This is a genomic window from Paenibacillus sp. 4624 (assembly GCF_050435065.1).
In the GTDB taxonomy this organism is placed as follows: domain Bacteria; phylum Bacillota; class Bacilli; order Paenibacillales; family Paenibacillaceae; genus Paenibacillus; species Paenibacillus amylolyticus_D.
In genome coordinates this window covers 54,775-80,096 of the sequence record NZ_JBNDJR010000016.1, presented here as the reverse complement: position 1 = coordinate 80,096, position 25,322 = coordinate 54,775, and the positions used below count along the sequence as shown (strand labels likewise).

Annotated in this window: 21 protein-coding genes and 1 tRNA gene; 19 read left to right on the top strand and 3 right to left on the bottom strand. The window is 46.5% G+C overall.

The window, feature by feature from the left end:
* The first annotated feature begins 216 nt into the window (after positions 1-216).
* The 5 genes from ABIE27_RS27510 to ABIE27_RS27490 all read left to right on the top strand — a co-directional run bounded on the left by ABIE27_RS27510 (position 217) and on the right by ABIE27_RS27490 (position 4,303).
* Positions 217-960, top strand: a complete 744-nt coding sequence (locus ABIE27_RS27510; protein ID WP_429352025.1) for a methyltransferase domain-containing protein — start codon at positions 217-219, stop codon at positions 958-960.
* A 57-nt stretch (positions 961-1,017) separates the two neighbouring features.
* On the top strand, positions 1,018-2,016 hold the full coding sequence (locus ABIE27_RS27505) for an MBL fold metallo-hydrolase (RefSeq protein WP_429352024.1): 999 nt from the start codon (positions 1,018-1,020) through the stop codon (positions 2,014-2,016).
* Positions 2,017-2,236: 220 nt separating this feature from the next.
* Entirely contained in the window at positions 2,237-2,569 is a 333-nt protein-coding gene (locus ABIE27_RS27500) for a hypothetical protein (RefSeq protein ID WP_123064593.1), read from the top strand.
* Complete coding sequence (locus ABIE27_RS27495; RefSeq protein ID WP_123064592.1) at positions 2,566-3,612, top strand: FAD:protein FMN transferase; 1,047 nt, start codon at positions 2,566-2,568, stop codon at positions 3,610-3,612. The genes ABIE27_RS27500 and ABIE27_RS27495 overlap by 4 nt, the downstream gene beginning before the upstream one ends.
* Positions 3,613-3,649: 37 nt before the next feature.
* Entirely contained in the window at positions 3,650-4,303 is a 654-nt protein-coding gene (locus ABIE27_RS27490; RefSeq protein ID WP_123064591.1) for a ferric reductase-like transmembrane domain-containing protein, read from the top strand.
* Positions 4,304-4,535: 232 nt separating this feature from the next.
* On the opposite strand, the gene ABIE27_RS27485 is transcribed toward ABIE27_RS27490, so the two are convergent.
* Positions 4,536-5,102 (bottom strand): phosphatidylglycerophosphatase A family protein, encoded by a 567-nt coding sequence (locus ABIE27_RS27485; protein WP_429352023.1) that lies wholly within the window; start codon positions 5,100-5,102, stop codon positions 4,536-4,538.
* A gap of 434 nt (positions 5,103-5,536) precedes the next feature.
* Here ABIE27_RS27485 and ABIE27_RS27480 point away from each other — a divergent pair, with 434 nt between their 5' ends.
* The 9 genes from ABIE27_RS27480 (at position 5,537) to ABIE27_RS27440 (ending at position 15,692) form a co-directional block, all read left to right on the top strand.
* The gene (locus tag ABIE27_RS27480) at positions 5,537-6,592 is read left to right on the top strand and encodes a GerMN domain-containing protein (protein WP_123064589.1); all 1,056 of its coding nucleotides are present in this window, start codon (positions 5,537-5,539) and stop codon (positions 6,590-6,592) included.
* A 118-nt stretch (positions 6,593-6,710) separates the two neighbouring features.
* Complete coding sequence (gene rph / locus ABIE27_RS27475) at positions 6,711-7,466, top strand: ribonuclease PH (RefSeq protein WP_123064588.1); 756 nt, start codon at positions 6,711-6,713, stop codon at positions 7,464-7,466.
* A 1-nt stretch (position 7,467) separates the two neighbouring features.
* Complete coding sequence (locus tag ABIE27_RS27470) at positions 7,468-8,091, top strand: XTP/dITP diphosphatase (RefSeq protein ID WP_123064587.1); 624 nt, start codon at positions 7,468-7,470, stop codon at positions 8,089-8,091.
* 392 nt (positions 8,092-8,483) lie between these two features.
* Positions 8,484-9,326, top strand: coding sequence for an STM4015 family protein (locus ABIE27_RS27465; protein WP_429352022.1), 843 nt, complete (start codon positions 8,484-8,486; stop codon positions 9,324-9,326).
* 3 nt (positions 9,327-9,329) lie between these two features.
* On the top strand, positions 9,330-10,619 hold the full coding sequence (locus tag ABIE27_RS27460; protein ID WP_429352021.1) for an STM4014 family protein: 1,290 nt from the start codon (positions 9,330-9,332) through the stop codon (positions 10,617-10,619).
* Complete coding sequence (locus ABIE27_RS27455) at positions 10,612-11,397, top strand: STM4013/SEN3800 family hydrolase (protein ID WP_429352020.1); 786 nt, start codon at positions 10,612-10,614, stop codon at positions 11,395-11,397. The genes ABIE27_RS27460 and ABIE27_RS27455 overlap by 8 nt, the downstream gene beginning before the upstream one ends.
* Before the next feature lie 12 nt (positions 11,398-11,409).
* Entirely contained in the window at positions 11,410-12,795 is a 1,386-nt protein-coding gene (locus tag ABIE27_RS27450) for an STM4012 family radical SAM protein (RefSeq protein WP_429352019.1), read from the top strand.
* The gene (locus ABIE27_RS27445) at positions 12,792-13,655 is read left to right on the top strand and encodes an STM4011 family radical SAM protein (RefSeq protein WP_123064582.1); all 864 of its coding nucleotides are present in this window, start codon (positions 12,792-12,794) and stop codon (positions 13,653-13,655) included. Before ABIE27_RS27450 ends, ABIE27_RS27445 begins: the two co-directional genes overlap by 4 nt.
* A gap of 339 nt (positions 13,656-13,994) precedes the next feature.
* Positions 13,995-15,692, top strand: coding sequence for a methyl-accepting chemotaxis protein (locus tag ABIE27_RS27440; protein WP_429352018.1), 1,698 nt, complete (start codon positions 13,995-13,997; stop codon positions 15,690-15,692).
* 160 nt (positions 15,693-15,852) lie between these two features.
* On the opposite strand, the gene asnB is transcribed toward ABIE27_RS27440, so the two are convergent.
* Complete coding sequence (asnB, locus tag ABIE27_RS27435; RefSeq protein ID WP_123064580.1) at positions 15,853-17,697, bottom strand: asparagine synthase (glutamine-hydrolyzing); 1,845 nt, start codon at positions 17,695-17,697, stop codon at positions 15,853-15,855.
* A 194-nt stretch (positions 17,698-17,891) separates the two neighbouring features.
* On the opposite strand from asnB, the gene ABIE27_RS27430 reads away from it, so the two are divergent.
* Complete coding sequence (locus ABIE27_RS27430) at positions 17,892-18,191, top strand: hypothetical protein (protein ID WP_429352017.1); 300 nt, start codon at positions 17,892-17,894, stop codon at positions 18,189-18,191.
* Between the two features lie 66 nt (positions 18,192-18,257).
* Positions 18,258-18,614 carry a hypothetical protein gene (locus tag ABIE27_RS27425; protein WP_429352016.1) on the top strand — a complete coding sequence of 119 codons (357 nt, stop codon included), beginning with the start codon at positions 18,258-18,260 and terminating at the stop codon, positions 18,612-18,614.
* Between the two features lie 172 nt (positions 18,615-18,786).
* Here the strand turns inward: ABIE27_RS27425 and ABIE27_RS27420 are convergent, their stop codons facing one another.
* Positions 18,787-19,080 (bottom strand): DUF4870 domain-containing protein, encoded by a 294-nt coding sequence (locus ABIE27_RS27420; RefSeq protein WP_429352015.1) that lies wholly within the window; start codon positions 19,078-19,080, stop codon positions 18,787-18,789.
* 470 nt (positions 19,081-19,550) lie between these two features.
* Between ABIE27_RS27420 and ABIE27_RS27415 the strand changes: the two genes are divergently transcribed.
* The 3 genes from ABIE27_RS27415 to ABIE27_RS27405 all read left to right on the top strand — a co-directional run bounded on the left by ABIE27_RS27415 (position 19,551) and on the right by ABIE27_RS27405 (position 25,303).
* Positions 19,551-19,624, top strand: a tRNA-Arg gene (locus ABIE27_RS27415).
* Positions 19,625-20,169: 545 nt separating this feature from the next.
* On the top strand, positions 20,170-20,964 hold the full coding sequence (locus tag ABIE27_RS27410) for a class I SAM-dependent methyltransferase (protein ID WP_429352014.1): 795 nt from the start codon (positions 20,170-20,172) through the stop codon (positions 20,962-20,964).
* Positions 20,965-21,403: 439 nt separating this feature from the next.
* Positions 21,404-25,303: a S8 family serine peptidase gene (locus tag ABIE27_RS27405; RefSeq protein WP_429352013.1), complete on the top strand. Its 3,900-nt coding sequence runs from the start codon at positions 21,404-21,406 to the stop codon at positions 25,301-25,303.
* The last annotated feature ends 19 nt before the right edge of the window (positions 25,304-25,322 follow it).

Genomic DNA, 25,322 nt, shown 5'->3' with positions numbered 1-25,322 from the left:
GCAGGAGCATGATATATCTAACATTATATCTTGCGTTGTAAAGGCGTTCAATGAGGATGGCAGACGATCATTTTGAGTTTGGGTACTAAAGCGTTACAATAATTTGAAATGATTCTAAACAGACACCAGTTTTAGCTTAGCGTGGGGGTGGTCTGGCCAGCAAGATCTGCACAATGCGGATAAGGGTCACTGATGATATGGAGGGCGAAGATTGACATGACGGCATGGTACGAAAAAAGTTTTGGCGAAGATTATCTGCTCGTATACAAACACCGGGATGTGCATGGTGCTTATGAGGAAGTACATAAAATGATTAGCTGGCTGAAGCTTCACCCTCGTGCAGAAGTGCTTGATCTCTGCTGTGGGATGGGCAGGCACTCTCTTGCACTTGCGGACGCTGGCTTTCAGGTGACGGGAGTAGACTTGTCCGATGTGCTTCTGCGTGAAGCCAGAGAACTGGATACCGATCATCGGGTTAGATGGTGTCATGCCGACATGCGCAGAATCCCCTTGGGCGGTGGATTCGATGCTGTAGTTAACCTGTTCACTTCCTTTGGATACTTTCCCGAGGATATTGAACAATTGAAGGTTCTGCGTGCCATCCATCGAATGTTGAAGCCTGGAGGCAGTTTCATTCTTGATTTTATCAATGCAGCCTATGTGCAAAAACATCTGGTGCAGCACTCTGCTCGTGAAGATGAAGGGCAACGGATTGAAGAATTTCGCAGGATACAAGACGGGTTTGTGCAAAAGGAAATACATATCACGGACATCTCTGCCGGGACTGAACCGCGAATCTATAAGGAAAGTGTCAAGCTCTACTCGCGTGAGCAACTGAGTGAAATGCTGGAGGATGCAGATCTTCAGGTCGATCAGGTTCATGGGGGGTACGATGAAGAGAAATATGATGAGCAGACTTCGCCGCGCATGATCTTTGTGGGACATCGTCCTGCCGACTAAAAGTATGTTCAGTGTGAATATCTTTAGTTCACTTAAGAATGAGAGAGGGGAAGGACCATGAAACGTACAAGAACCGAATTTTTATCTATGCCAGAAGGGATGCACCGTATTCAAATCACGATGTCTTTTCCACTTCGATGGGTAAATAGTTATATTTTAACCGAACCGGATGGCAAGGTGAGCATTATTGATCCAGGACCGCGTACAGCGGAGACGGAGCAGGAGTGGCATGAAGCATTGGCCGGACTCGGCTTGACCTTTCAACATATTCATCAGATTGTACTGACCCATCATCATCCTGATCATCTGGGATTGTCTGGATGGATGCAGCAGATGTCGGGTGCACCAGTGTTAATGTCAGCACGCTCCCGCCAGGAAACAGATTTTATGTGGGGAACAGGGGCCAGTATTGAAGAGAGACTGCCGGAGTACTACCTTCTTCATGGCATGCCGCAACATAAGACGGTTGAAATTAAGGAACATATGAAAACATTTATCTCACAAATTACACCGCTCCCGGAGGTAACCATCGTTGCAGATGGTGAAACCGTCCATATGGGTGGAAAAGCATGGATCGCTGTGGAAACGGGCGGACATGCCCCGGGTCATCTATCGTTCTATGCTCCTGAATCAAGAGAGATTTTGTGCGGAGATGCTGTTTTACCCCAAATTTCGCCCAATATCAGCTTGCAGCCGGGCAGTGATGCAGAACCGCTGCAATCCTACATGGATGGCTTGCGGCGTCTGAGCACTTTTACAGTGGAACGTGCATATCCGGGGCATCGAAATCCGTTTACTCGTTTTACGGAACGCACCATCGAATTGCTTGCTCACCATGAAGAGCGTCTGGCAAAACTAGCAGAACGATTGCAGGAAAGCCCTGCTCACGCATATGATGTCTGCTTGCATTTGTTTGGTGATCGGCTTGGCACACATCAATTGCGCTTTGCCATGAGCGAAACACTGGCGCATCTGCAGGAATTAGATCGGCGTGGCTTGGCGAGACAGGTACAACAGGCTGACGGCATCATTTATTTTCAACAATTAAGTAGCTAGTAGTCATAGAATGCCTATAGACACATTTGCACAGTTGTTCATAGCTATTTCCGAATCGTGATCTTATCGTTATCCCTGAGCAGGATATACCTGTTCGGGGCTTTTTTTTGTGAGAAAAAACGAAAAGCTTTAGGCACGGTTAACCGTTTATTCAGCTTCTTTTAAGCCAGGGAGCCTATCATACAACTATGAACTTCGCTATAGAAAGCAGGGATCAGCGATGACAAGACGTAAACGGAACCAATGGCGGAAATGGCAAGCTTCGGCTGCGGCTACATTAACTGTGGCTGCACTCTTTCAATATGTAAGAACCTCGGATGCATTTGACGCAGCTTATGCGGCGGCGAATGGGACAGACACTGGAATAACAGCTTCCACACGGGTGGATTCACGTGACGATGTGATGGATGAATGGTCTCCAGACGGTGCGGATCAGTACAATTGGGATACAGACGGATACTCGGTTGGGTCAAATCAGGATCAGGCCAATTCGCTGCGCTCGGGCTCTGAAAGCAATCATGGCAATTATCAGTCACGCACAGGTGCATCATGAGCCGCACAGAGCAGGCTGTACGTCCCCTCCGATTTTATTTTCACGCGATGAACACGAAGGTGGAAGTACAGTTGTTGGCAGATAGAGAACAAGCGGAACACGCCGCCTCCCTCGTCAAAAACTGGTTCGAAACACAGGAGCAGCGTTTTAGCCGTTTTGTGGCTGATAGTGAATTAACTCGTCTGAATGAGAGTCATGGATGGATCTCTGTCTCGGCTGCGATGGATGAGGTGCTCAGCTTAGCATATGGATATATCGGACAAACGGAAGGCATCTTCCAACCCAGCATCATGAAGGCTCTTCGTTCATCGGGATATGATGTAAGCTTTGAAAAGATACAGCAGCGACCATCCCAGCGACCTTTGGTGGAGCGTCTGATATCTACAATAAAATCGGAAGCGGCTGGCATGAGTGAAGAGCCGTTTGACTACAGTCGTCCAAGCTGGATACAGCGGGAAGGGAGCCGGATGGTGCATCTCGACCCGGGAACGGAGCTCGATCTTGGCGGTATTGTAAAGGGCTGGGCTGTAGAGCGTATCGCGGACTGGCTGCAGAAGAGAATGAACATTCCTGCGGGAATGATTAATGCAGGCGGTGACATTCAGGTATGGGGTACAACAGACCACCCTCATTGGACACTGGACGTAACTAACCCGTCTCCACAGACGCAAAATGTGTTGGGAGCGGTACGGTTACAACGAGGGGCTGTCGCTACATCAGGGGTTACACGTAGACAGTGGCAAGATAACAAGGGTAATAGAGCACATCATCTGATTGATCCACGGACGATGAAACCGGCAGACACAGATATTTTACAATGCACCGTCGTTGGTCAGCATGCTTCACAGTGCGAAATTATAGCCAAGACTGTATCGATCTTGGGGAGCGCAGAAGCAGTGAACTGGCTTAATCGTCATTATGACCGACATGATGTTCTCTGGATTACCGGGCAGGGAAACGTTTATTTTAGAGGGAATTCATCAACACTTGCTGAGCGCTGGCCTGGATTCGACCCGGATCATCGTTTTAGCTTGATCGAATAGGAACGAGACAAGTCTAATAGATTTGGGGGAACCGGTTATGGCACAGTGGATTGTAGATTACCTGCCAACGTGGAATATCATTCGTATCAGTGGAATTGCTGCGTATGTACTGCTTTTTGCGGGTGTGTTTCTAGGCATTGCTCAAGGGATGCCGATTGCGAAGGGGAAACCAAAAGCTGTCATGTTTGAGTGGCATACACGAACAACCTGGCTTGCCTTTGGACTTGGCATCACACATGCACTTATGCTGGTTATTGATCACTACAGCCCGTTTACCTGGAGAGAACTGCTGATTCCTTTTACAGCGTCGGTGCACCCGATTGGCACTGGACTGGGAACGTTAGCTTTCTACGGCCTGCTGATCGTGTTGTTGTCCAGTGATCTGCGCAACAAGCTGGGGCGCAAATGGTGGTTTATGTTCCACATGTTGTCTTATCCGGTATTCGCCGGGTTGTTGATTCATGGCATGGTAACGGGAAGTGACTCGGGTCATGTGCTCATGCGCCTGATGTATGTATTTACCGGAATCAGCATTATTGGTATCACGGTATTGCGTGGTCTGATGCGAGAGCGAAAAGGACCTGAGATCACGATTGGACCCAAACGGACCGAATCAGAATCGATGAAGGATCGAAAATGGGCAGAAACCTGCGGATTGGCTGTGCCTTTGGGGCAAGAGCAGCTCAAATAACTGTTGCAACCTGGGTCAGCTGCCTAGCATGCTTCTTGACATGGTGCACAACTAATCAATAAGCCATTAAATTAGCCATATGAAATAGAGAAGCGGCCTGCACAGGCCGCTTTTTTTGACTCGTTTTCCTTCGACTAATGTTCCTGCAACGTGGTTCAGGCAGATATGTACCCATGTGAAAATGAAGCAATTTCATGCCTTTGGTTGCTGTTACTGCCAATCTAAACTAAATCTAAATCTTGTCGTCGCTGACCGGGTTTTCTCCCAATGCTTCTTCAAGCTCGGATTGTTTGCGATGAGCAATACGACTGCTGGCGGCTGAAGCGATGGCACCGACAATATCGTCGAAGAACGTATGCACAGGCCCAAGGCTTTTGTCGTTGAGACGTTCCAATACCCCGGGTTTCAGCTTGTCCACATAACCGTAATTGGTAAATCCGATACTTCCATATACATTCACAATCGAGAAGGCGAGAATTTCATCTACGCCATACAGTCCTTCATCGTTCTCAATCATCTCTTGCAGAGGAGAGATCAGTTGTCCTTGTTCCGCCAGCAGATCAAGCTGAATGCCGGTTAACACCGCATTTTGTACCTCGCGTTTTTTCAAAACCATCTCCACGTTCTCAATGCATTCTTCCATCGTTAGTCCAGGATAATACTTTTTCTGAAGCAACATGACCAGTTCTGCGATCTCAGGGATCGTGACGCCCCGTTTGTGCAACCATTCCCTTGTGGCTTCGGCAACTTTGCGGCTATTCAGACTGTAAGGGATTTTTTCCTGCTCCGGATGTTCCATGGGCGAATCCTCCTCTGGTGTAAATATAAATTGAACGAAGAGGTTTACACGGGAACACTTCGATGACAGAAGAACCTTGAGAGTAGCGGTTATCCCCGGATTTTTTTGATTCCTATTTTCAAAGGGGGAAATCCGGTGATAAGCGTATGCTTTAAAAGTAGCTTTCTTGCAGAAAGCTTTTAGGCGACCGCTCCGCTTTTCCAGGTTTTTTCTGTCCTCTCCGTTAACGTGTAAAAATTCATTCAAGTTATATATCGATGATTGTATACATCTAACTTACATACGTTATTAACCGTATTGCGTTGCTTTTATGTTGGTATCACAAGAAGATTGCCAGATTGGGCAAGAGCTTGTGCAAAAAGTAGTTATTTTTTGAACGAAGGCTCGTATACATGGTAGTACAAACTGTAAAAATGATGAGGGGGAACGTGATCATGAGAAAAATCCCATCTTTACGTAAGGCATCGGCAGCGGCATTGCTTGGCATTCCTGTCGTATTATCTGGTTGTGGAATGTTCGGTGCCCAATCTTCAGAAGCGATTGATCCGCCGCCGCGTATTCAGGAAGCCGCTATGATTCAGGCCGCTGAAGGTGATGGAAAGCTCGCAACGCTTCCGCTCACGACGGTGTATTTGCAGGACCAGCAAGGTATGCTTGCTCCAGTCTCGTTAACCCTTCCATCCGGAACCGATGTAAGCAGCCCGAAGACAGCTTTGGATACATTAGTTACAGGCGGAGCATATGCTGGAATGTTACCTGAAGGATTCAAGGGTGTATTGCCACAGGGAACGGTAGTGCAGAATGTAACCATTCACTCCGATGACAAGCTGGCTGTTGTCGAGTTCTCGGGTAACTTTGCCAAATACGATGCCAAAGATGAGCGTAAAATGCTGGAAGCCGTGACATGGACGCTGACAGGTACGCCTGAGATTAACAATGTACAGATTTGGGTGGATGGCAAAAAGCTGAGCCAAATGCCTGTCAACAGTACACCTTTGCCGGAGCCGCTGAATCGTGCAGTAGGCATTAATCTGGATTTAGGTGAGTCCTTCACAACGAACAGCAGTCCGGTGACGGTTTATTTTTCAGCCGCTTCTCCTGCTGGTGTGCAGTATTATGTTCCTGTTACACGGCTTGTGGCTCCAGGTGGAGACCGCGTTCAGGCCGCTTTAAACGAATTGATTAAGGGGCCAGCCAAGGACGGAGAACTGGAAGAAGTGATGACAGGTGGAACGGAGTTACAGTCCGTTAAGACGTCTGAAGATGGAACGGTGACGGTTGCACTGAAGGATGATATGTTCACGGAAGGGGATATTGTACCTAGTGAGTTGTTGCAGTCCGTTGTCCTGACAACCGCAGAGAATACAGTCAGCAAAGATGCCAAAGTGCAGATTGAATGGAACGGGCAAAAAACGGTCAAAGGTGATGATAACCGGGATTACAGTGCGCCAGTGTCCAAGCCGGAATACATTAACGAAATCCCGATTTAACAGATAAGAGAGCACCGAGGGTGCTTTTAACTGAACTCTTTGGTAAAATATAAAGGATTGTTGTTAAAGAGAACAAGTTCAACATTACAGGATGCTTAAGTCGTAGGAGGCAGAAAATATGAGATCTAACGGACGAACTAGCGAACAGCTGCGCCCGATGAATTTAACAATTAACACGAATAAATACGCCGAGGGCTCCGTATTGATTGAAGTCGGTGATACAAAGGTAATCTGTACGGCAACGGTGGAGGAACGTGTTCCGCCTTTTATGAAAGGGCAGGGCAAGGGCTGGGTTACAGCGGAATACTCCATGCTTCCGCGTGCCACGCACACTCGTAACCAGCGTGAAGCGAATCGCGGCAAACTGACAGGACGCACAATGGAGATTCAACGTCTGATCGGCCGTGCTCTTCGTTCGGTCGTGAATTTGCAGGCACTTGGGGAGCGTACCATTACGCTGGACTGTGATGTTATTCAGGCAGATGGTGGCACACGCACAACGTCCATTACCGGTTCATTTGTGGCACTCGCGCTCGCTGTGAACAAAATTTCGCAGCAACATAAACTGCAGGTGTTCCCGATCACAGATTTCCTTGCTTCCGTGAGCGTAGGTGTTGTCGGAGAACAGCCGGTACTGGATCTGAATTATGATGAGGACTCCAAAGCCAAAGTGGACATGAACCTGGTGATGACGGGAAGCGGGAAATACGTGGAACTTCAGGGAACAGGTGAAGAAGCACCATTTGACCGTCGTGAATTGAATGCGATGCTGGAACTTGGCGAACAGGGAATTTTGGAAATGATCGAGCGGCAAAAAGAAGCCCTTGGACCGATCGCGCTGAAGATTGGTTCACGTGGATTGGGTGAGGCTTAAGATGAGTCTGGACAGCCCGGTTATCATTGTTGCCACCCGCAATGCAGGAAAAGTGCGTGAATTCGCGCATGCTTTTGCTCCACTGGGCAAAGAGGTCAAAAGCATGTTTGATTATCCAGAACTTCCGGATGTTGTGGAAGATGGTGTTACCTTTGCCGAGAACGCGTGGAAAAAAGCAAAGACCGTCGGTGATGCGCTTGGGCTACCTGTTCTGGCAGACGATTCAGGACTTTGTGTAGATTTGCTGAATGGAGAACCGGGTGTATATTCCGCAAGATATGCTGGTGCAGGTGCGACTGATACCCAGAACAATGCCAAGCTATTGGATGCACTTGCTGCGTTAAAGTCTGGTGAGGATTCCCAGCAACCGCTGTTAAGTCCTGCACAATTTGTGTGCGCACTTGTGTTATACGATCCAGCAAGCGGAGACAAGTATGAAGCCGAAGGTTCGGCTGATGGCTGGATTACAGCTGATGCTGCAGGCGAAGGCGGTTTTGGATATGATCCGCTCTTCTATGTGCCGGAATATGAGAAGACGATGGCAGAACTTACGTTGGAACAAAAACAAGCGATCAGTCATCGGGGTCATGCACTGCGAGCACTCGTTTCCCGCTTGAAAGCATAAAAGGCGAGGTTGGCTACATGCTTCGCTAGTGTGCTGAATCGATTGACTTTCTTTATTGCATGAAGCAAGCAAGAGAAGCATTGAATTCATCAAGGCGTTAATGGAAACAACTTTCATTCCTGTGGGATAAGGTTGTCACTCTGTTAACGTCTTTTTCATATGCGTTGTTGAGCTAATCAAGTGTGGTCCTTCCATGTACCTAGATATCATGACTGATAAAGAATTTCATATATGGGGAACATGCGTTCTTTTTCCTATACCGAACAGGAGGTGGTTTGCACGATTGGGAATGGCATTGGGACTGGGGTTGGAAGAAGTTGCAAGTCAGCCCGGGTATGGGTTAACATTCAGATTAGTGAAAGATGATACACCTTATACGGGAGGGATTTGGCATGCAAGAAGTGAAGCTGGTTGTAAATTACGATGACTATGAAGAAGGTATACGAATGGAGACACTTCTTCAAGATTTGGCAGCGAAACCGGAAGCGGCTACGCTGGAAAGTTTGATCATTGGAGATTGGGGACAAGCTTATGAAAATTCTCCGCAGGAATTCAAAGATACGTTAATTCAGCTTGCACCAAGTTTTCCGGCTCTAAAACAATTGTTTATCGGAGATATGGAGTCCGAAGAATGTGAAATTTCATGGATTGTTCAGACGAATATAGCGCCAATCCTGCATGCCTTTCCTAATCTGACTTCCTTTGTAATCCAAGGGAGCAGCGGACTGGAACTTGAACCTCTGAAGCATAACAAACTGGAAGAATTAGTGATTATCTGTGGCGGTCTGCCGAAAAAAGTGTTACATTCCATTGCTGCCGCTGAATTGCCTGAATTGCGCAAGCTCGAACTGTATCTGGGTGTGGAAGATTACGGGTTTAACGGTTCATTAGAGGACGTATTGCCTTTGATTGAAAAAGGGCGTTTTCCTAAACTGGAGTACCTTGGCCTGAAGAACAGCGAAATACAGGATGAGATCGCAAAGGCTGTTGCAGATGCACCGATTCTGGATCAAATTCAGGTGCTTGATCTTTCGGATGGAACGTTATCTGATGAAGGTGCAGAAGCGCTGCTTGCCAGCGATAAAATTAAACAGTTGAAATATCTGGACTTAAGCTATCACTTCATGACGGATGAAGTCATGGAGCGTTTTAATCAATTGGGCATATCCGTGGATGTTAGTGATCAGCAGGAAAGTGATGAAGATGACTGGCGTTTCCCGATGGTGACAGAGTAAACGATGTTGAAGTTGGATGAAAAGCCTTTGTTATTAATCGGCAATCCGGATAATCGGCGTACAGCAGGTCTACAAGAAGCCAGGAAACGAATGGGCATGAAACCTGCGGCCGTGTTGGCTTATGAGAAGTTGCTCCAAACCTGGAGACATGGCGGCAGTCTGGCTGAACTTGTTCCATCGATCTCGCCTAGCCTGCTTATCCGACTGGATGCTCCCGGAGAACATTGGGAGGTAGAGCGGGGCCTGTTGCATCTCGGGGCTGTCGACTACGAAGGCTTTGGCGGTATAGTATTGAGCAATCCATCGACGAGCTTTGAGAGCTCGAATCTTAGCGTGCCGAATGACCTGATATCTTCGATGAATCAGGCAACACGGGAATCTTTCTCCGCCGAAGCAGCGCTCACATTAGAGCAACAATGGGGCAGAATTTACGCACCTGCCCAATGGTTCAGGGGCTGGAAGGCTTGTCTTGACCGAATTGCCCGAGAAGCGCGTGAAGTATGGCCTGATGTGCAATTCTGGAATGATCCTGATGAGATTGGCATGATGTTTGATAAAAGACAATGCCAGCTTCACCTCACGCGTCACGGGATTTCAGTGCCACCGATATTACCTTCTTCCGAGCCAATTCAGTGCTGGGAACAGTTGCGAGCGGCGATGGATGCATCACGGATGCATCGTGTTTTTGTCAAGCTTGCCTGTGGCTCGGCTGCTTCTGGTGTGGTTGCATATCAGGTGAATCCGCGAACAGGTGCGGAGATCGCTGTGACAACCGTAGGTATGGAGACGACCCAGGGGCGAACGCTCTTTTACAATGAGGGTAAACTGCAAAGGTATACCCATCTTGAAGAAATTCGTACGCTATTGGACTGGCTTTGTGCTGAAGGGGCTCAAATTGAACGGTGGATGCCCAAAGCAACGCTGAATCAACGCGCTTATGATATTCGTCAACTTGTAGCGGCGGGGCAGGCTGGTCATGCGGTGATGCGTCTTAGCCATACCCCAATCACGAATCTTCATCTGCGGAATGAGCGCATGCTGCCAGCAGAAGCTGGTCTGCCCGAGCCACATATGTCGATTATCCAGAGAGCAGCTCAGGATACGATGCTGACTTTCCCCAATTCATGGTCGGCAGGCATTGATGTGATGCTTACCAGCGGCATGGAACCACGAGCATATGTGCTGGATGTGAACCCGTTCGGAGACTTGTTATACCGAGTCAAACATCAAGAATTGACCCCGTATGAATGGGAAATGAAGCTTTTGCGAAAGGAGCCTGTCAGACATGCCTGATATGAACACCATTGTAGGCTCCCATGATATATTGATGATTACACTGGATACGCTGCGATATGATGTTGCCAAGCTGGAAGAGCAGCACTGCCCCAATCTATGTGGCTCCGGTTCGTGGGAGAAACGGCATACCCCGGGGAGCTTTACGTATGCTGCTCACCATGCTTTTTTTGGCGGTTTTATGCCTACACCTGCAAATACAGACAAAGCATCGCATATCCGGTTGTTCCATTCTCGAAATACTGGACTTCAAACCCATCCTCATACTTGGTTGTTTGATACACCAGATATCGTGTCCGGATTTGCCGCTGAGGGGTATCGAACGATCTGTATCGGTGGCGTTATATTTTTTACGAAAAAAAATCCTCTCGCCAAAGTCCTGCCTGGTTATTTTCAGCAAAGTTATTGGCGCATGAATTTTGGGGTTACCAATCCAAGGTCAACAGAGAATCAAGTCAACCATGCCTTAAAGCTGCTTAATCAGATGGAGCCAGATGAGAAACTTTTTCTTTTCATGAACGTTTCCGCTATTCACGGCCCCAACCGATACTTCGTTGAGGGAGTCCGAGAGGACTCGGTAGAGACGCAAAGAGCTGCATTGCGATATGTGGACAAGGCGTTAGGACCTTTGTTTGAAGCGATGAGAAAGCGAGAACGGCCAACGTTCTGTCTTGCTTTTTCTGACCATGGCACTGCCTATGGTGAGGATGGGTATCACGGACACCGACTGGCGCATGATGTTGTTTGGACGGTGCCGTATCGTGAATTTATTTTATAAGGAGGGAAGCCGATGAGTGAGTATGCAGAGCGAGCTACAGCAGGTGCCACACAGTCTGGCTCCAATCCAGCAACAAGTCTTCGTGATGTGCTGACATTCCCGTATCGTTCCTATCTGTACTCTTACCCGCATAAGACGGCATATCGTGAATTGAATCCGCCTATTCCGCTTCAATCTCTGTGGGAGAAGGAAGACACGGAAACTTATTTTTTATACATGCACATCCCTTTTTGCGCTGCACGTTGCGGGTTTTGTAATCTGTTCACACTGCCGGACAAGCGGCAGGACAGCCATGAACAGTATGTTGACGCACTTGAACGTCAAGCGAAGCAGTGGGCGCCAGTGACTTCACGTAGACCGTATTCGAGGTTTGCAATTGGTGGGGGAACCCCCACATTGTTGAATGAGACACAGCTAAGCCGTCTGTTTGACATTGCTGAACATACGATGAGACTAGATGCGTCGCAAGCTTCTATATCGGTGGAGACATCCCCTGACACCGTTACGGATGGAAAATTAAGCATCTTGAAGGAACGACGCGTGGATCGGGTGAGTATGGGAATTCAGAGCTTTATTGAAGCAGAGGCATCCGCCATCTATCGTCCGCAAAAACCACAAGAGGTAGAACGTGCTCTGGAGAAGTTGGTTCGTCATGATTTTCCGCTGTTGAATCTGGATCTGATCTATGGTTTACCGGGACAAACGGAGGAGACATGGATTTATTCCCTTGAACGTGTGCTGGCTTATGATCCGGGGGAAGTATTTATTTATCCTTTATATACACGGGAAAATACGATCGTAAAGCCAGAGGATATTCAGCGTCAAGGACCCGATATTCGGATGCAACTGTACAAAGCTGCACGTGAACTTTTAAAAAGCAAAGGGTACACGCAATATTCGATGAGAAGATTTGCGAAGGAGCAGTCTTCTGCCAAACCACTGTTACCATACAGTTGTCAGGAAGAAGGCATGGTCGGTCTGGGATGTGGTGCCCGCTCCTATACGAGCGAGGTTCATTATGCATCTAAATATGGTGTGACCTATAAGGCAACACAAAGCATTATTGCTGATTATGTGAGCACCGAGCGTTATGATGTGGCTGATTATGGCATTGTGTTAAGCCGTGAAGAGCAGAAACGTCGATTTATACTAAAAGCATTGCTGCATCGGGAGGGACTTATGTTGTCTGCTTACCAAGAGAGGTTTGGCACTCATGTGATGTCTGACTACCCGTGGCTGAACGAATTGTTGGTAGAAGAGATGGCATGCTTCGATGTCGAAGAAAATGAGCAAGTACTGCGTTTGAAAGAGAATGGACTTGGATATTCCGATGCCATTGGAGACTGGCTTATTTCTGCGGATATTCGGGAGCAGATGGAAGGATTTGTTTTCTCATGAGAGCAACCTTGTATTACCGGGGGAAGTTGTCATCCTGTAACTATGACTGCCCTTATTGTCCGTTTAGCAAAACAGTGGATTCCAAAGAAACGTTAAATGTGGATGAACAGCAACTACGCCAGTTTGTAAGCTGGGTGAGAGAACAGGAGATTCATGGGCATCGTTTTTCGATCTTTTTTAACCCCTACGGAGAAGCGTTGGTGAGGCGCTGGTATCGGGAAGCGATGATTGAATTGTCACATATGACTCACGTGGATAAGGTGGCGATTCAGACCAACCTTTCTGTGAAACTGGATTGGGCAAGTGAGTTGCATGTAGACAAAGCTGCTTTCTGGGCGACGTATCACCCTCGTGAGACCAAAGAGGCTTCATTTGTGAACCAATGTATGACATTACGTCAGATGGGGCTGTCTTTTAGCGTCGGCACGGTTGGACTACGTAGTGCATTTCCGGCCATAGTATCCATGAGGAGTGCCTTGCCTGACGATGTATATATGTGGATCAATGCGTTCAAAGATCGGCGGAACTATTACACCCCTGACGAAATCAAGTTTCTCAAGGACATTGACCCGTTCTTTGAGGGGAATTTGCAGGACTACGACAGTTTGGGCAAGCGCTGCGCAGCGGGCACGGATGTGTTTTATGTTCAAGGCTCGGGTCATGTAAAAAGATGTTATAAGGATCGACGCATCATTGGTCATCTCTATCGTGATGGCTTGCAGGCTTTGGCTAAAGACCGACCTTGTGGTATGAAAAAATGCGGTTGTTACATCGGGTATATTCATATGCAGGATTCCCCGTTCAGAGAAACATTTGGCACAGGACTGCTAGAGCGGAATCCCAGCTTCATTCATCAATAAACTCATCTTTCAGTAAGTACTTGTTTCAAACCGTAAGGTTTGTTTCAAGTGTACTGGAAGGTGTGTTTTTTTATTTTTTGTAATGAAGGAATGATTCGTAAATCCTAGTAAATGGGTCTTGACTTTTTTTATTGTAAATTTAAAATATTTTTTGATTCAAGTTTTAGTGGTTTTGGGTTAGTATTAATTAGGAATAAAGACCTGTTTATTAAATAATAAATATAATTATTATATTGATATATATTTAATTGGTGGGTCTTTAGACTTATTGTAGGAGGTGGATATGCAAAAATATAAACTATCTTACATACTTGTATTGAAATTCGGGAGGAATTCAACGTGAAAAGGATATCCATCAGTCAAAAATTACTTATCGGTTTTTCATCCGTTTTAGTGTTGTTGATAACGGTTACAGCTATTTCATACGTTCAATTTGTAAGTTTAGAGAAAACGTTCACCAATTTAATCAATGATAGAACAAGCAAATTGCTTAAAATTAAAAATATGACGATTGACCTTAAATCACAACAAGTGGCTCTGAGGAATTACATAATGCAACCTGGACAGGAGAATGAGGATGCATTTCAGCAATCGTATGAAGATTACATAAAATTGAGCGAAGATTTAAAAGCGACAGTTACGAGTTCCAATATGAAGCAATATCTGGTAGACTCCGGCGAACTGATGAGTCAATATTATGATATCTCAAAAAACGTAATGTCTTTGACCAAGCAAGGGAAGGTGGAAGAAATCTCCCGGTTAATGGAGAATACCGTTCCGCCGCTTATAACGGAATTTGAAAACATTGTTGAGTCGATGGAAAATCATCAGCAAAAAGCAATGGATGAAGGGATCGCTGCGGCCAATGTCCAGACAGCTACGGTTCTTCGACTAATCAGCATTCTGGGTATCGTCTCTATTCTTATTGGCTTAGCAATCGCAATGGTCATCGGCCGAATGATCTCAAAACCGGTGCAGGCTGTTGCACAAGCCGCCAGCCGCATTGCGGAAGGTGACTTAACAGGGGAACCAATGAAGGTTCGTAACAAAGACGAAATCGGGGAGATGGCTGAAGCATTTAATGTGATGTCTCTCAATTTGCGTAACCTGATTCATCAGGTGAATGATGGTGCAGAACGTGTAGCAGCTTCGTCGGAAGAATTAACAGCTAGTACTGAACAGACGGTTATAGCTAATGAACAAGTAGCTACTACGATGGGCGAGATCGCAACAGGAATGGATGCGCAGGTTCGCATGGTCAGCGAAGGATTCCAGACGATGAATGAACTGGCAACCGGTTTCCGGCAAGTGGCTGAAAATACAACCGTTGTTTCCGAGCAGGCTGCTGAAGCCTCCGCCCAGGCGATATCAGGTAGTGAATCCATTCGCTCAGCGGTTGGGCAGATGAATTCCATTCAGAACACGGTTTCGAGCCTTGCGGGAGTTATCGGAGAGCTCAGTAAGCACTCGACAGATATTGTGAAAATGGTTGACGCGATCTCGGAAATATCTGCCCAAACGAATCTGTTATCTCTTAATGCAGCCATTGAAGCAGCGAGAGCTGGAGAGCATGGAAGAGGGTTTCAGGTTGTGGCTACCGAGGTTCGTAAATTGTCAGAGCAATCTGCACGGTCTGCGGGAGAAATCGTCGGACTTGTTTCCTCCATTGAGACAGGCATGAGAAATGCTGCGCATTCGATGAGGGTGGTATCATCTGAAGTGCAAGAAGGGATTCAATTAGTGCACCAGGCAGGATCTACTTTTGACGAGATTCGAACTTCAGTAAGTGGTGTTGCGGGACAAGCGCAGGAGGTGTCTGCTTCCATTGAACAGATGAATGCTGGTGTAGAGCAGATTAATGTGTCAATGAAATCAATCATGGACGTAACGGAGAACGCGGCTGCGGGCACGGAAGAAGTAAGTGCAACAACCGAAGAGCAATTGTCCGCAATGCAAGAGATTGCATCGGCTGCGAATGATCTTTCATCTATGGCGGAGATGTTGCAGCAGTCTGTAGCTCGGTTTAAAGTTTCTTAATGAAGAAATAGGTGAATATGTGAAATGCCCCGGCACCATGTTAATGGTACGGGGCATTTTTGTTTGAGGTTTTTGTGGCTGATCACTCTCATTAATGGGGTAGCTTGCAGAGCAGTATGGTGATTAAAGTTGTACGCGAAGAGAGGTGGAATGAATTTGTTTATCGGATCGCAACGTTATATGTCTTCAGCCAGCTATTGATTTGAGTCAGATAAGCAAACAACTGTGGCCCTGACATTAATTGTCCAAACCACGGCAGATTGGATGAGGCATCTGGTGAAGAGGCGAGATTCCGAATCTGTACTTTGTCGATTAGAGGCAGGATCGGCGATGTTGGATCATCCAGTATTTCAAGCACTTGCTGCTTCACTGCCGCAAGATACTGAGGATTATGTGTTTTGGGATATGGACTTTTTTTACGATACAGCACATCGTCAGGCAGGACGCCTTCAAGTGCTTTTCGCAAAATACCTTTCTCTCTTCCCCCTGTAATTTTCATTTCCCAGGGAATGTTAAACACATATTGGATCAGCCGATGATCGCAATAAGGGACACGTACTTCCAAACCAGCACCCATACTCATCCGGTCTTTGCGATCCAGCAGTGTAGGCATGAAGCGGGTGATATTTAAGTAAGACATCACGCGCATCTGAGCTGTTTTCCCCGTTTCCCCTTCTAATAGTGGAACCTCTGCTACGGCATCCGAATATCGGTCTGCAAGGTAATCGAGCGGTCTGATCCATTCCCGAATGTCTGGGGATAACAGCCCTGCTCGCATGTCGGGTGCTACAGACCAAGGGAATGTACCAGAGTTCAGCATTTCATCACGGTGAAACCATGGGTACCCGCCAAATACCTCGTCAGCAGCTTCGCCGGAGATGGCGACAGTTGCTCCTTTTTTGATCTCTTTACAGAACAGATACAAAGACGAATCAACGTCTGCCATACCCGGCAAATCTCTTACCAGCATGGCTTGAGTCAGTGCGTGAACGAGTTCACCATTTTCAATTTCGATCCAGCGATGATCGGTTTTGAGCTCATCCACCATCCGCTGAATCCATGGGCCATCTGCCCCGGGCTGAAACGAATGAGCTTGAAAGTGTTTTGCATTATCTACATAATCAACCGAATACGTACTCACTTGACCTTGCCCTGTCCGGTTGTAATAATCAACAGCCAGAGCAGATAAGGCACTGGAGTCAAGGCCGCCGGATAAAAGAGAGCATACAGGAACATCAGAAGCTAACTGGCGTTCCAGCGTATCCTGTAACAGACGGCGTACTTCAGCTGCGGTCTCTTCCAGATTATGTTCGTGTTGGACGGATTCCAGCTTCCAATAGGCATAGGTCTTGATCCCATTACGGCTGTATATCATGGCGTGAGCGGGCTTCAGTTCATGAAGTGAAGAGTACACACCATGTCCTGGTGTCCGTGCAGGTCCGACAATAAATACTTCGGCGAGTCCTTCGGGGCCTACTGCGGCTTCCACATCTGGATGAAGGAGCAACGCTTTGGGTTCCGAACCAAATACAAGTGTATCCTGTGCATTACTGTAAAACAGAGGTTTGACGCCCAGGCGGTCACGAGCCATGAAGACCTGCTCTCTTCCGCCGTCCCATATCGCAAAAGCAAAGATACCGTTAAATTTTTCAACACACACCGGTCCCCATTCAATGTACGAGGCGAGCAGAACTTCTGTGTCACATTGGGTACGGAAATGGTGCCCACGCTGAAGCAGCTCTTTTTTCAATTCGGGTGCATTGTATAGTTCTCCGTTATACACAACGGTATAGGAGGTGTCTCCTTGTAACGCATGCATGGGCTGTGCCCCGTTCTCCGGGTCCATTACGCTGAGGCGGCGATGTCCAAAAGCACAGGGGTTGGAAATCCATGTACCCGAAGCGTCGGGGCCACGGTTCGATAAGCTATTCGTCATCCGCACGAGCAACTCCGATTCCTGTGTCAAATCCCGATTCCACTGTACGAAGCCGGTTATACCGCACATGGTTTGTTCATCCTTTCTTGATCGAGTCATTCATCCGTATGTTGCCAAAAATCGAAAGTAGCTAGCAAATGTTGTCTTTTTCGTCAGAGGTCGTAACAAATATATGCCGAATGCAGGCATAAAATGTCTGTCCTCTTCGGAAACTACATGTAGGGATAACAGCCTTAAGCTGCCTGTGAAGGGGAGTACATGCAATGGACAGGATCAATTATTATGTGTCTGTCATGGGCCGCTCTGTCATACCAGATCCAGCTGTAACGTCGTATGAATGGGTGATTCAGGCAACACCGCAGGAAGCCGAACATTTGCTGGGATTGCTTTATCTTATGCAGGAAAAGGAAGAAGAAGCTTTTCCAGGAATGGTATTTCCTTGGCCGGACACGCCGGAACATGATGTGAATCGTGCTTATGAAACTGTTTTGCAACAGGTATACGGGGAAATTTACCGGTTGGGAACGCCAGTGACCAGACATCAGATCGAACAAACGACATGAGCAGGGCGAGCAACATGATTGGAATGAAGCAATTGCAGATGATCAGAACAAAAGGAGAAGATGACGATGTATGCCATTCAGGATGCCAAAATACGCAGATTAACGGAAGTGGATGGGTTATCTTGTGCAGAGGTTGAAGTACAACCCGGCAACGCGGGAGATCCATCATTACTTGTATATGTAGCCTCGAATCAGCCAGGTAATGAACTGCAAGTGGTACGTATTGTGCGCAACCACTCGGATAGAGCCATTGACTGGTATAACAACAACATGCATACCGCTTTTGAAGATGCGACGGAAACGGCATTTGAAAATAGCGAGGGAATTACGGCAGAAGAGGATAAAGCTCAGTTTCAAAGTGATTTGTTTGCTTTTGGCTTGCTTGGCCCCACGCTGCAGCGGTATTTGGTTGGTCAGGGATAATCAGATACCACACTTGCGCGAGTGATTAGGGTTCTGCAAAAATCTCAAGTAACATAAAGTAGCGAAACGTATGTAGAGTTAAAGCATATTGATGATGGACAAACCCGCTGTAACAAATACAGCGGGTTTGTTTGTGATAGGCCATACATATTTTGATATCCAAGTGCTAGTCTTAGTAATATTCACGCAGAACCTGAATTCCTTTCACCACATTGTATACAAAACTCAAGCCGTAGATGACAAAGAACAGAACGACAAACCCGATCGCTGATCCTAAACTGTGGGCTGTCACGAAGAAATACAGCAACGGGATCGCCGCAAGGAAAGGAAAGACATGGGAGAAAAGTGCTCGCTTCGCATGTCCTGCAATGTATTCATCCCTGGCCACAATCCATACGATAATGGGAAACAGAAACGGGGCAAAGAAAATGCTGAAATAGGATAGTGATGATAAAAGTTGTCTCATTAATATTCTCTCCTTCAATAGAATTTCATAACGTATGTATGCAACAGATTACCCAGATGGGAGGAGGCTGAATAAGTATACACCTGGTAACGATACACGTGCAGATATATGTACAGGTAAAGATACGGTACAGACGCGGGCACAAACACAGATACAGATACAGAATGGGTGGCGGGAGAATGTACATAAATAGACATTGTTTCAGATACATATATACATGATTTAGCAACGTCTTGTTGCGTGTTATATTGCTGATGTTCCAGCCGGATTTAGCAGGTGCTATCGATAATAGTCTTTATTTCTTCAATATTACCTCAAAAAGATTACCTTATTCGGCTTTTTGTCTAAGTATACCTACTCATACGATGCTGGTTGTTATTAGGATGTATTATTAATTTTTAATAAAACTATTGCTAAAAATAGAAATCGGAGTATAATAGAGATCGTGCCGAATTTTATTATACATATTTGTCTCAGTAGCTCAGCAGGATAGAGCAACGGCCTTCTAAGCCGTCGGTCGGGGGTTCGAATCCCTCCTGGGACGTCAAACAAGAAGCTTCCTTCGGGAAGCTTTTTTGCGTTCTAGGGATGAGAACCCCCAAAGGTTCGTCGTTGAAACATTAGTTTCGCCGAGGCATTGCTCACCAAGGTATTTGATTCATTAGCTATGACCTCGTGACTTTGGCTACAGGGAGCAAGCCGTTCCTAAGAAGTATTAAGCCATTTTACAATTAAATCAGCCCCTCGCTCGACTCCCCAAAAATCCTAACGATCACGAGAGACGCTATTTGCCCCATTTTTGGGGTTTTGAAATTGTAACGATCACCAGAGAGTTTATTTACTCGATTGCGTGCATCTTTTGTACTTCTTCCTCTTGTACTGTAGCTCTATATATTTGTTTATAACATCATCTCTTTTTTTCTTACTTGTTAAAAGGTATGAAGCATGAGATGTAGAGATTTCTCCCTCATCAAGCGAAGTTCTGGTTCTGCTGACATCACTGTTATTTGATTGTTTTTTCCTATAAGTTAAATAGATTATATATATTTTATCAATAAGTGTATTTGTGCCACAATGAGGATATTAACAGTGAAAGCGACGGTGAAGTGGATGAAATCAATTAATCAGTGGCATGCGGAAGCGTATGACAATCAACTGGCTTTTGTATCGGAGTATGGAAAAAGTCTCATTCCCTGGCTTCGTCCGACAGAAGGAGAATCTATTCTTGACCTTGGCTGTGGAACCGGTGATTTAACGCATGAGATTTCCCAATACGGGGTAGCGGTGACTGGTATAGATGCTTCCTCAGACATGATTGCTCAAGCAAGGAAAAAGTTCCCGGAATTGGAGTTTTGGGAAGCGGATGGTCAGGAGTTCAAGACAGAGCGTCAGTATGATGCAGTCTTTTCTAACGCTGCATTGCATTGGATGCGCAAGCCTCGAAATGTTGTAGACGGTGTGTGGCATGCCCTGAAGCCTGGAGGGCGATTTGTGGCTGAGTTTGGCGGTAAAGGAAATGTGCAGATCATCGTTAACGCACTGGAGGAAGTGCTGGAACGGCATACTGGAATCAAGGCTTCCGAACGTAATCCATGGTATTTTCCGACGATTGCACAATACAGCACTCTTTTGGAAGACAGAGGCTTTGTGGTTCGACAGGCCTATCACTATGACCGCCCTACCAAACTAGCAGATGGAGAGGAGGGAATCATAGGCTGGTTGGCCCATTTTGGGGATGACTATTTCGAGGGATGCAGCTCTGAGCAGGTAAAGGAATGGTGTCAGGAGATTAGCGAGATCGTGATTCCTAAGCTGTGGAAAAACGATGCGATCTATGCGGATTACAAACGTCTTCGTATTGAAGCGTTCAAACCCGAAGTTTAAACATTGAATAACTTAAAGTTAATGTTATATGAATTCAAATCGCTTAACGGGCAACATTTCTCTCCCGTGTTCACGTCATTTAAAATAGTTTCAATCCAATGGATTCTGAACATCGCCAATAAAAATCATAGAAAACCATGCCTTTCTTACGTTCAGAAAAGCATGGTTCTTTCTTATTTTCATGCTGGGAATTTTAAATTTAAATATCCAAACGACAAAAATATACAAATGCGAATATTCACCCTACTAAAGACCCATATAAGTAATTTCTATATCATAATGTAAGTATTTAGAAGGAATTTGTGATATTTTGGTAGAATAATTTACCAGGGGTCAAACATCTTGCAGATTGGCGGTGAACTTGGTCGAAAGTATTGCAGTGCTTCTGGCAGCAAGATCCCATTGGTGAGGCATCTACACGAAGAAGGAGGGCATAGCCTTGAATAAACGATTGATTTCTATGTTAATGAGTGTCCTTATGGTTTTTTCCCTTATCCTGCCTACAGCTGGAGCTGCTTCTGCGGACTCCGCAATTCAACTGGATAACACATTAAACAGCACCAAAGCAAAGCAAATGAGAGAAGTGCTTGCCAGTAGGGAAGCTCGAATCGCTGCCGATCCAGTTTTGGATAAAAGCCTGAATGGTCTTGGCGGAGAGAACACACGAGTCATTGTTGAGCTTTCTAACAAACCTGTTGCTGTAGCTCAAGGCGAATCAACCCTCTCAGGAAGATCATTTACCTCCTCCATGGAAACAAAGGCTGTGACTCAAGTTGAAGACCAACAACAGTCATTTGTACATAGCCTCACTCAGAAAAAAATCAAACACGAAGTGCTGGACAACTATGCATATGCTCTTAATGGTGTAGCCCTTGAAATAAAAGGGAACCAATTGGGACAATTGCTTCAAATACCAGGTGTAGTCAGTGTATATCCTGACTATGAAGTGACGCTTGCGCCTGACACAGGCGAAGTGAATCCACACATGAAAGATACAGCCCCTTTTATCGGAGCTCCTGAAGTATGGGATTTGGGGTATAAAGGAAAAGGTGTGAAAGTTGGCGTTATTGATACCGGGATTGACTACAATCACCCGAATCTGCACGATGCTTATAAAGGCGGATGGGATTTTGTAGACAACGATGATGATCCGTATGAAGCGACCTATCAGGAATGGAAAGCATCAGGCCAGCCTGAGCTTAATGAAAGAGGAAGCTCTTATTATACTTCTCACGGTACACACGTTTCGGGTACGGTCGCTGCTCGTGAAGCGGGAGACTATGGGGTTGTCGGGATTGCTCCTGAAGCGGATATTTATGCTTACCGTGTTTTAGGGCCTTATGGCAATGGACAGACGTCTTGGGTACTCGGTGGAATTGACCGCTCAGTAGCGGACGGAATGGATGTCATCAACCTGTCACTTGGTGCTGAAAATAATGATCCGAGCTATGTCACTTCGGTTGCATTGAACAACGCGATGCTGTCTGGTGTAACTGCGGTTGTATCCAGTGGTAACAGTGGCCCTAATCGTTATACTTTGGGTTCGCCGGGTGCATCCGCTATGGCAATTACCGTAGGTAACTCTACAGGGCCTAGTCAGGTCATCACGGCGAATACACATTTCTGGATTGGTGAAGAAGGTGGGGAAACGGCGCCTGAGCAACAGCCAGCTCCAGAAAATGAGCAAACTCCAGAATTGGGGAATGCACCTGAAACGCAGGAACCAGTCGTTACGCCGGTGACCGCACCAGAAAGTGGAGCGGAAGCGACTACACCGGGAGACGAAGTGGGAGATGCAACATCTGCACAGCCTGAATCTGATCAAGCTGAGGGCCCGGCAGCAAATGCTGGCAATGAAACAGCGGACGAAGTGACCCCTTTAGCTGTTACCGAATCTGTATATCGTCTGGATGTGATGGGCTGGAGTCTTGCTGCTGATCCTCAAGCGGTTTTGACAGATCGATATGACGTTGAATTTGCAGCTTTGGGTAAACCTGCTGATTTCGAAGGTAAAGATTTCACAGGCAAAGTTGCGTTGATTCAACGCGGGGAACTTGCTTTTGTCGAAAAAATTGCAAATGCCAAAGCGGCAGGAGCCGTGGCTGTTATTGTGTATAACAATATTCCCGGCCCGATTGGCGTAAGTCTTGGTGATAACTTCGACCTGATTCCGACACTGAGCATGTCGAAGGAAGATGGTGAAGTCGTTAAAGCTCAATTAGACGCGGGGCAACCTGTTGAAGTAAGCTTCAGTGATTTTGAGCGCAGTCAGACACCTGGGGATGAGATGAGTTCTTCCAGTTCCCGTGGGCCTGCAAAAGTAACATTGGATATCAAACCGGATGTTGTTGCACCGGGCTCCAACATTTTGTCCACCATTCCTGCTTACGGCAAAGATGAGCCAGGAGCCGATTATGCCCAAGCGTATGATCGCAAAAGTGGAACAAGTATGGCTGCACCGCATGTAGCGGGTCTGGCTGCACTGTTGCTTGAAAAGCACCCGGACTGGACGCCTTTTGATGTTAAGGTTGCTTTGATGAATAACGCCAAAATCATGGACACAGCTAAATATGACGTGTTTGATCAAGGTGCAGGCCGCATTCAAGCGGTAAAATCGATTGATCCTGCCGCTTTTGTTAAAGTCATGGATGTGACCCAGTATACCGAGAGTGGATCGGTTGTCGAGAAAGAAAACATCACAGGAAGCATTAACTACGGTAACTTCTTAAGTACGGATGAAAAAACAGTAAGCAAAACGATCAAGGTTCAGGCCTTGAACGGAAGCGGCGGCGAGTACACGGTGAATGTGAATCCGACTCGTACCGTGCCTGGGGTATCTGTTTCCGTGGATAAAACTTCATTCACTTTGAATGGAGAAGAAGAACTCGCCGTAACAGTTACGGTTCCTCGTGGTGTTACTGCATTAACTGAGGCACAGGGCTACATTGAAATTACGAATGGAACCAACACGTTTACAGTACCGTATGTGGCTCACTTTAATGTGACTTCAAGCGGTGTGAAATATATTGAAACGGTAAAAGGAACTGCGAAAAATCCGTTCTATTATCCGTTGAAGGCAGACGGTTCGCTGGATACGTTGAACGTTGCAATGGAATTCCATAATCCAATGACGTTTGCACTGATTGAAATTTATAACGGCCTCGACCCTGAGGGTGGTTACTATCAAGACGGATACATTGGCTCAATCTTTGGCAATTACTATAACTTCAACGCAAATGCCAGATACACGCTGGCTTGGGATGGTCAGTATTCGGATTACACAACGGAAGCAGTCACCGAACTTGCAGATGGCGTGTATACCGTAGATATCACAACCATCGGCACGGATGGCAAGACCTATAAGGAAGATACACCTCCGTTTTTGGTTAAAAAGACAGCTCCCGCAGTAACTGCTCCGCAATCATTGGAGTTCAAAGCGGAGGATGCTGTTGTAATTGACGGTACGGTGGATGACCTGTATTTCCGTGCTGCGCCTGCACTGGCTAAAGGCTGGAGCATTACGCTCGATCCGACGACAGCACTCAAAGCATCCTACGTGGTGAAAAAAGAAGATGGCTCAACGTTGAAAGAAGGCACGTTTAATGTTCAGGCAGACGGCAGCTTCCAATATACGTTGGAGGGTGTTGAAGGCGGCACGTACACCGTGGAAACGACGGTAAAAGACGAGCAAGGTCTTGCTGGTACGGCTATCACTACCATTACAGTGGAATCTGCACAGACTGAACCTGAAACACCGGCTACGAAAGCACCTGGAACACCTACGTTGTCCCACAATAACGGCTTTGTGAACGGTCTGTTAGGGGGCGACTACACGGTGTCCATGAACATGTGGTGGGGTGAGAATGCGACGAGTTACAAGTTGTATGAGGATGGCGTGTTGGTTGATTCGCAAAAATTGACCTACAATGCACCTTGGGCTCAGTTCGCTCAAACGAAAATTAAAGGTAAAACCAATGGCACCTACACGTATGTTGCAGAGCTGGCCAATGATAAGGGGGTAACGCGCAGTCAGATGCTGACTGTACGGGTAACCGATGCTTTGCCTGGCAAAGCAGTACTCTCTCATGATAACTGGGATATGGACGGCAACTACAAAGTGATGATGAACTTGTGGTGGGGAACAAACGCAACCGCGTACCGTCTCTATGAGAATGATGAGTTGATTGATACACAGTCACTCAAAGCGACAACACCACTGCCTCAATTTGCTATAACTGCAGTAAAAGGCAAAGCATCTGGTACGTATGCGTACCGTGCCGAGCTGGTTAACGCTGCGGGGGTGACAACCACCAATACCATTACGGTGAAGGTGAAGTAAAGGCAGTGAGAGCGTATTG

Coding starts and splice junctions, on each gene's coding strand:
- ABIE27_RS27510 (WP_429352025.1), top strand. CDS start 217: ATGACGGCATGGTACGAAAAAAGTTTTGGCGAAGATTATCTGCTCGTA.
- ABIE27_RS27505 (WP_429352024.1), top strand. CDS start 1,018: ATGAAACGTACAAGAACCGAATTTTTATCTATGCCAGAAGGGATGCAC.
- ABIE27_RS27500 (WP_123064593.1), top strand. CDS start 2,237: ATGACAAGACGTAAACGGAACCAATGGCGGAAATGGCAAGCTTCGGCT.
- ABIE27_RS27495 (WP_123064592.1), top strand. CDS start 2,566: ATGAGCCGCACAGAGCAGGCTGTACGTCCCCTCCGATTTTATTTTCAC.
- ABIE27_RS27490 (WP_123064591.1), top strand. CDS start 3,650: ATGGCACAGTGGATTGTAGATTACCTGCCAACGTGGAATATCATTCGT.
- ABIE27_RS27485 (WP_429352023.1), bottom strand. CDS start 5,102: ATGGAACATCCGGAGCAGGAAAAAATCCCTTACAGTCTGAATAGCCGC.
- ABIE27_RS27480 (WP_123064589.1), top strand. CDS start 5,537: ATGAGAAAAATCCCATCTTTACGTAAGGCATCGGCAGCGGCATTGCTT.
- rph (WP_123064588.1), top strand. CDS start 6,711: ATGAGATCTAACGGACGAACTAGCGAACAGCTGCGCCCGATGAATTTA.
- ABIE27_RS27470 (WP_123064587.1), top strand. CDS start 7,468: ATGAGTCTGGACAGCCCGGTTATCATTGTTGCCACCCGCAATGCAGGA.
- ABIE27_RS27465 (WP_429352022.1), top strand. CDS start 8,484: ATGCAAGAAGTGAAGCTGGTTGTAAATTACGATGACTATGAAGAAGGT.
- ABIE27_RS27460 (WP_429352021.1), top strand. CDS start 9,330: ATGTTGAAGTTGGATGAAAAGCCTTTGTTATTAATCGGCAATCCGGAT.
- ABIE27_RS27455 (WP_429352020.1), top strand. CDS start 10,612: ATGCCTGATATGAACACCATTGTAGGCTCCCATGATATATTGATGATT.
- ABIE27_RS27450 (WP_429352019.1), top strand. CDS start 11,410: ATGAGTGAGTATGCAGAGCGAGCTACAGCAGGTGCCACACAGTCTGGC.
- ABIE27_RS27445 (WP_123064582.1), top strand. CDS start 12,792: ATGAGAGCAACCTTGTATTACCGGGGGAAGTTGTCATCCTGTAACTAT.
- asnB (WP_123064580.1), bottom strand. CDS start 17,697: ATGTGCGGTATAACCGGCTTCGTACAGTGGAATCGGGATTTGACACAG.
- ABIE27_RS27430 (WP_429352017.1), top strand. CDS start 17,892: ATGGACAGGATCAATTATTATGTGTCTGTCATGGGCCGCTCTGTCATA.
- ABIE27_RS27425 (WP_429352016.1), top strand. CDS start 18,258: ATGTATGCCATTCAGGATGCCAAAATACGCAGATTAACGGAAGTGGAT.
- ABIE27_RS27420 (WP_429352015.1), bottom strand. CDS start 19,080: ATGAGACAACTTTTATCATCACTATCCTATTTCAGCATTTTCTTTGCC.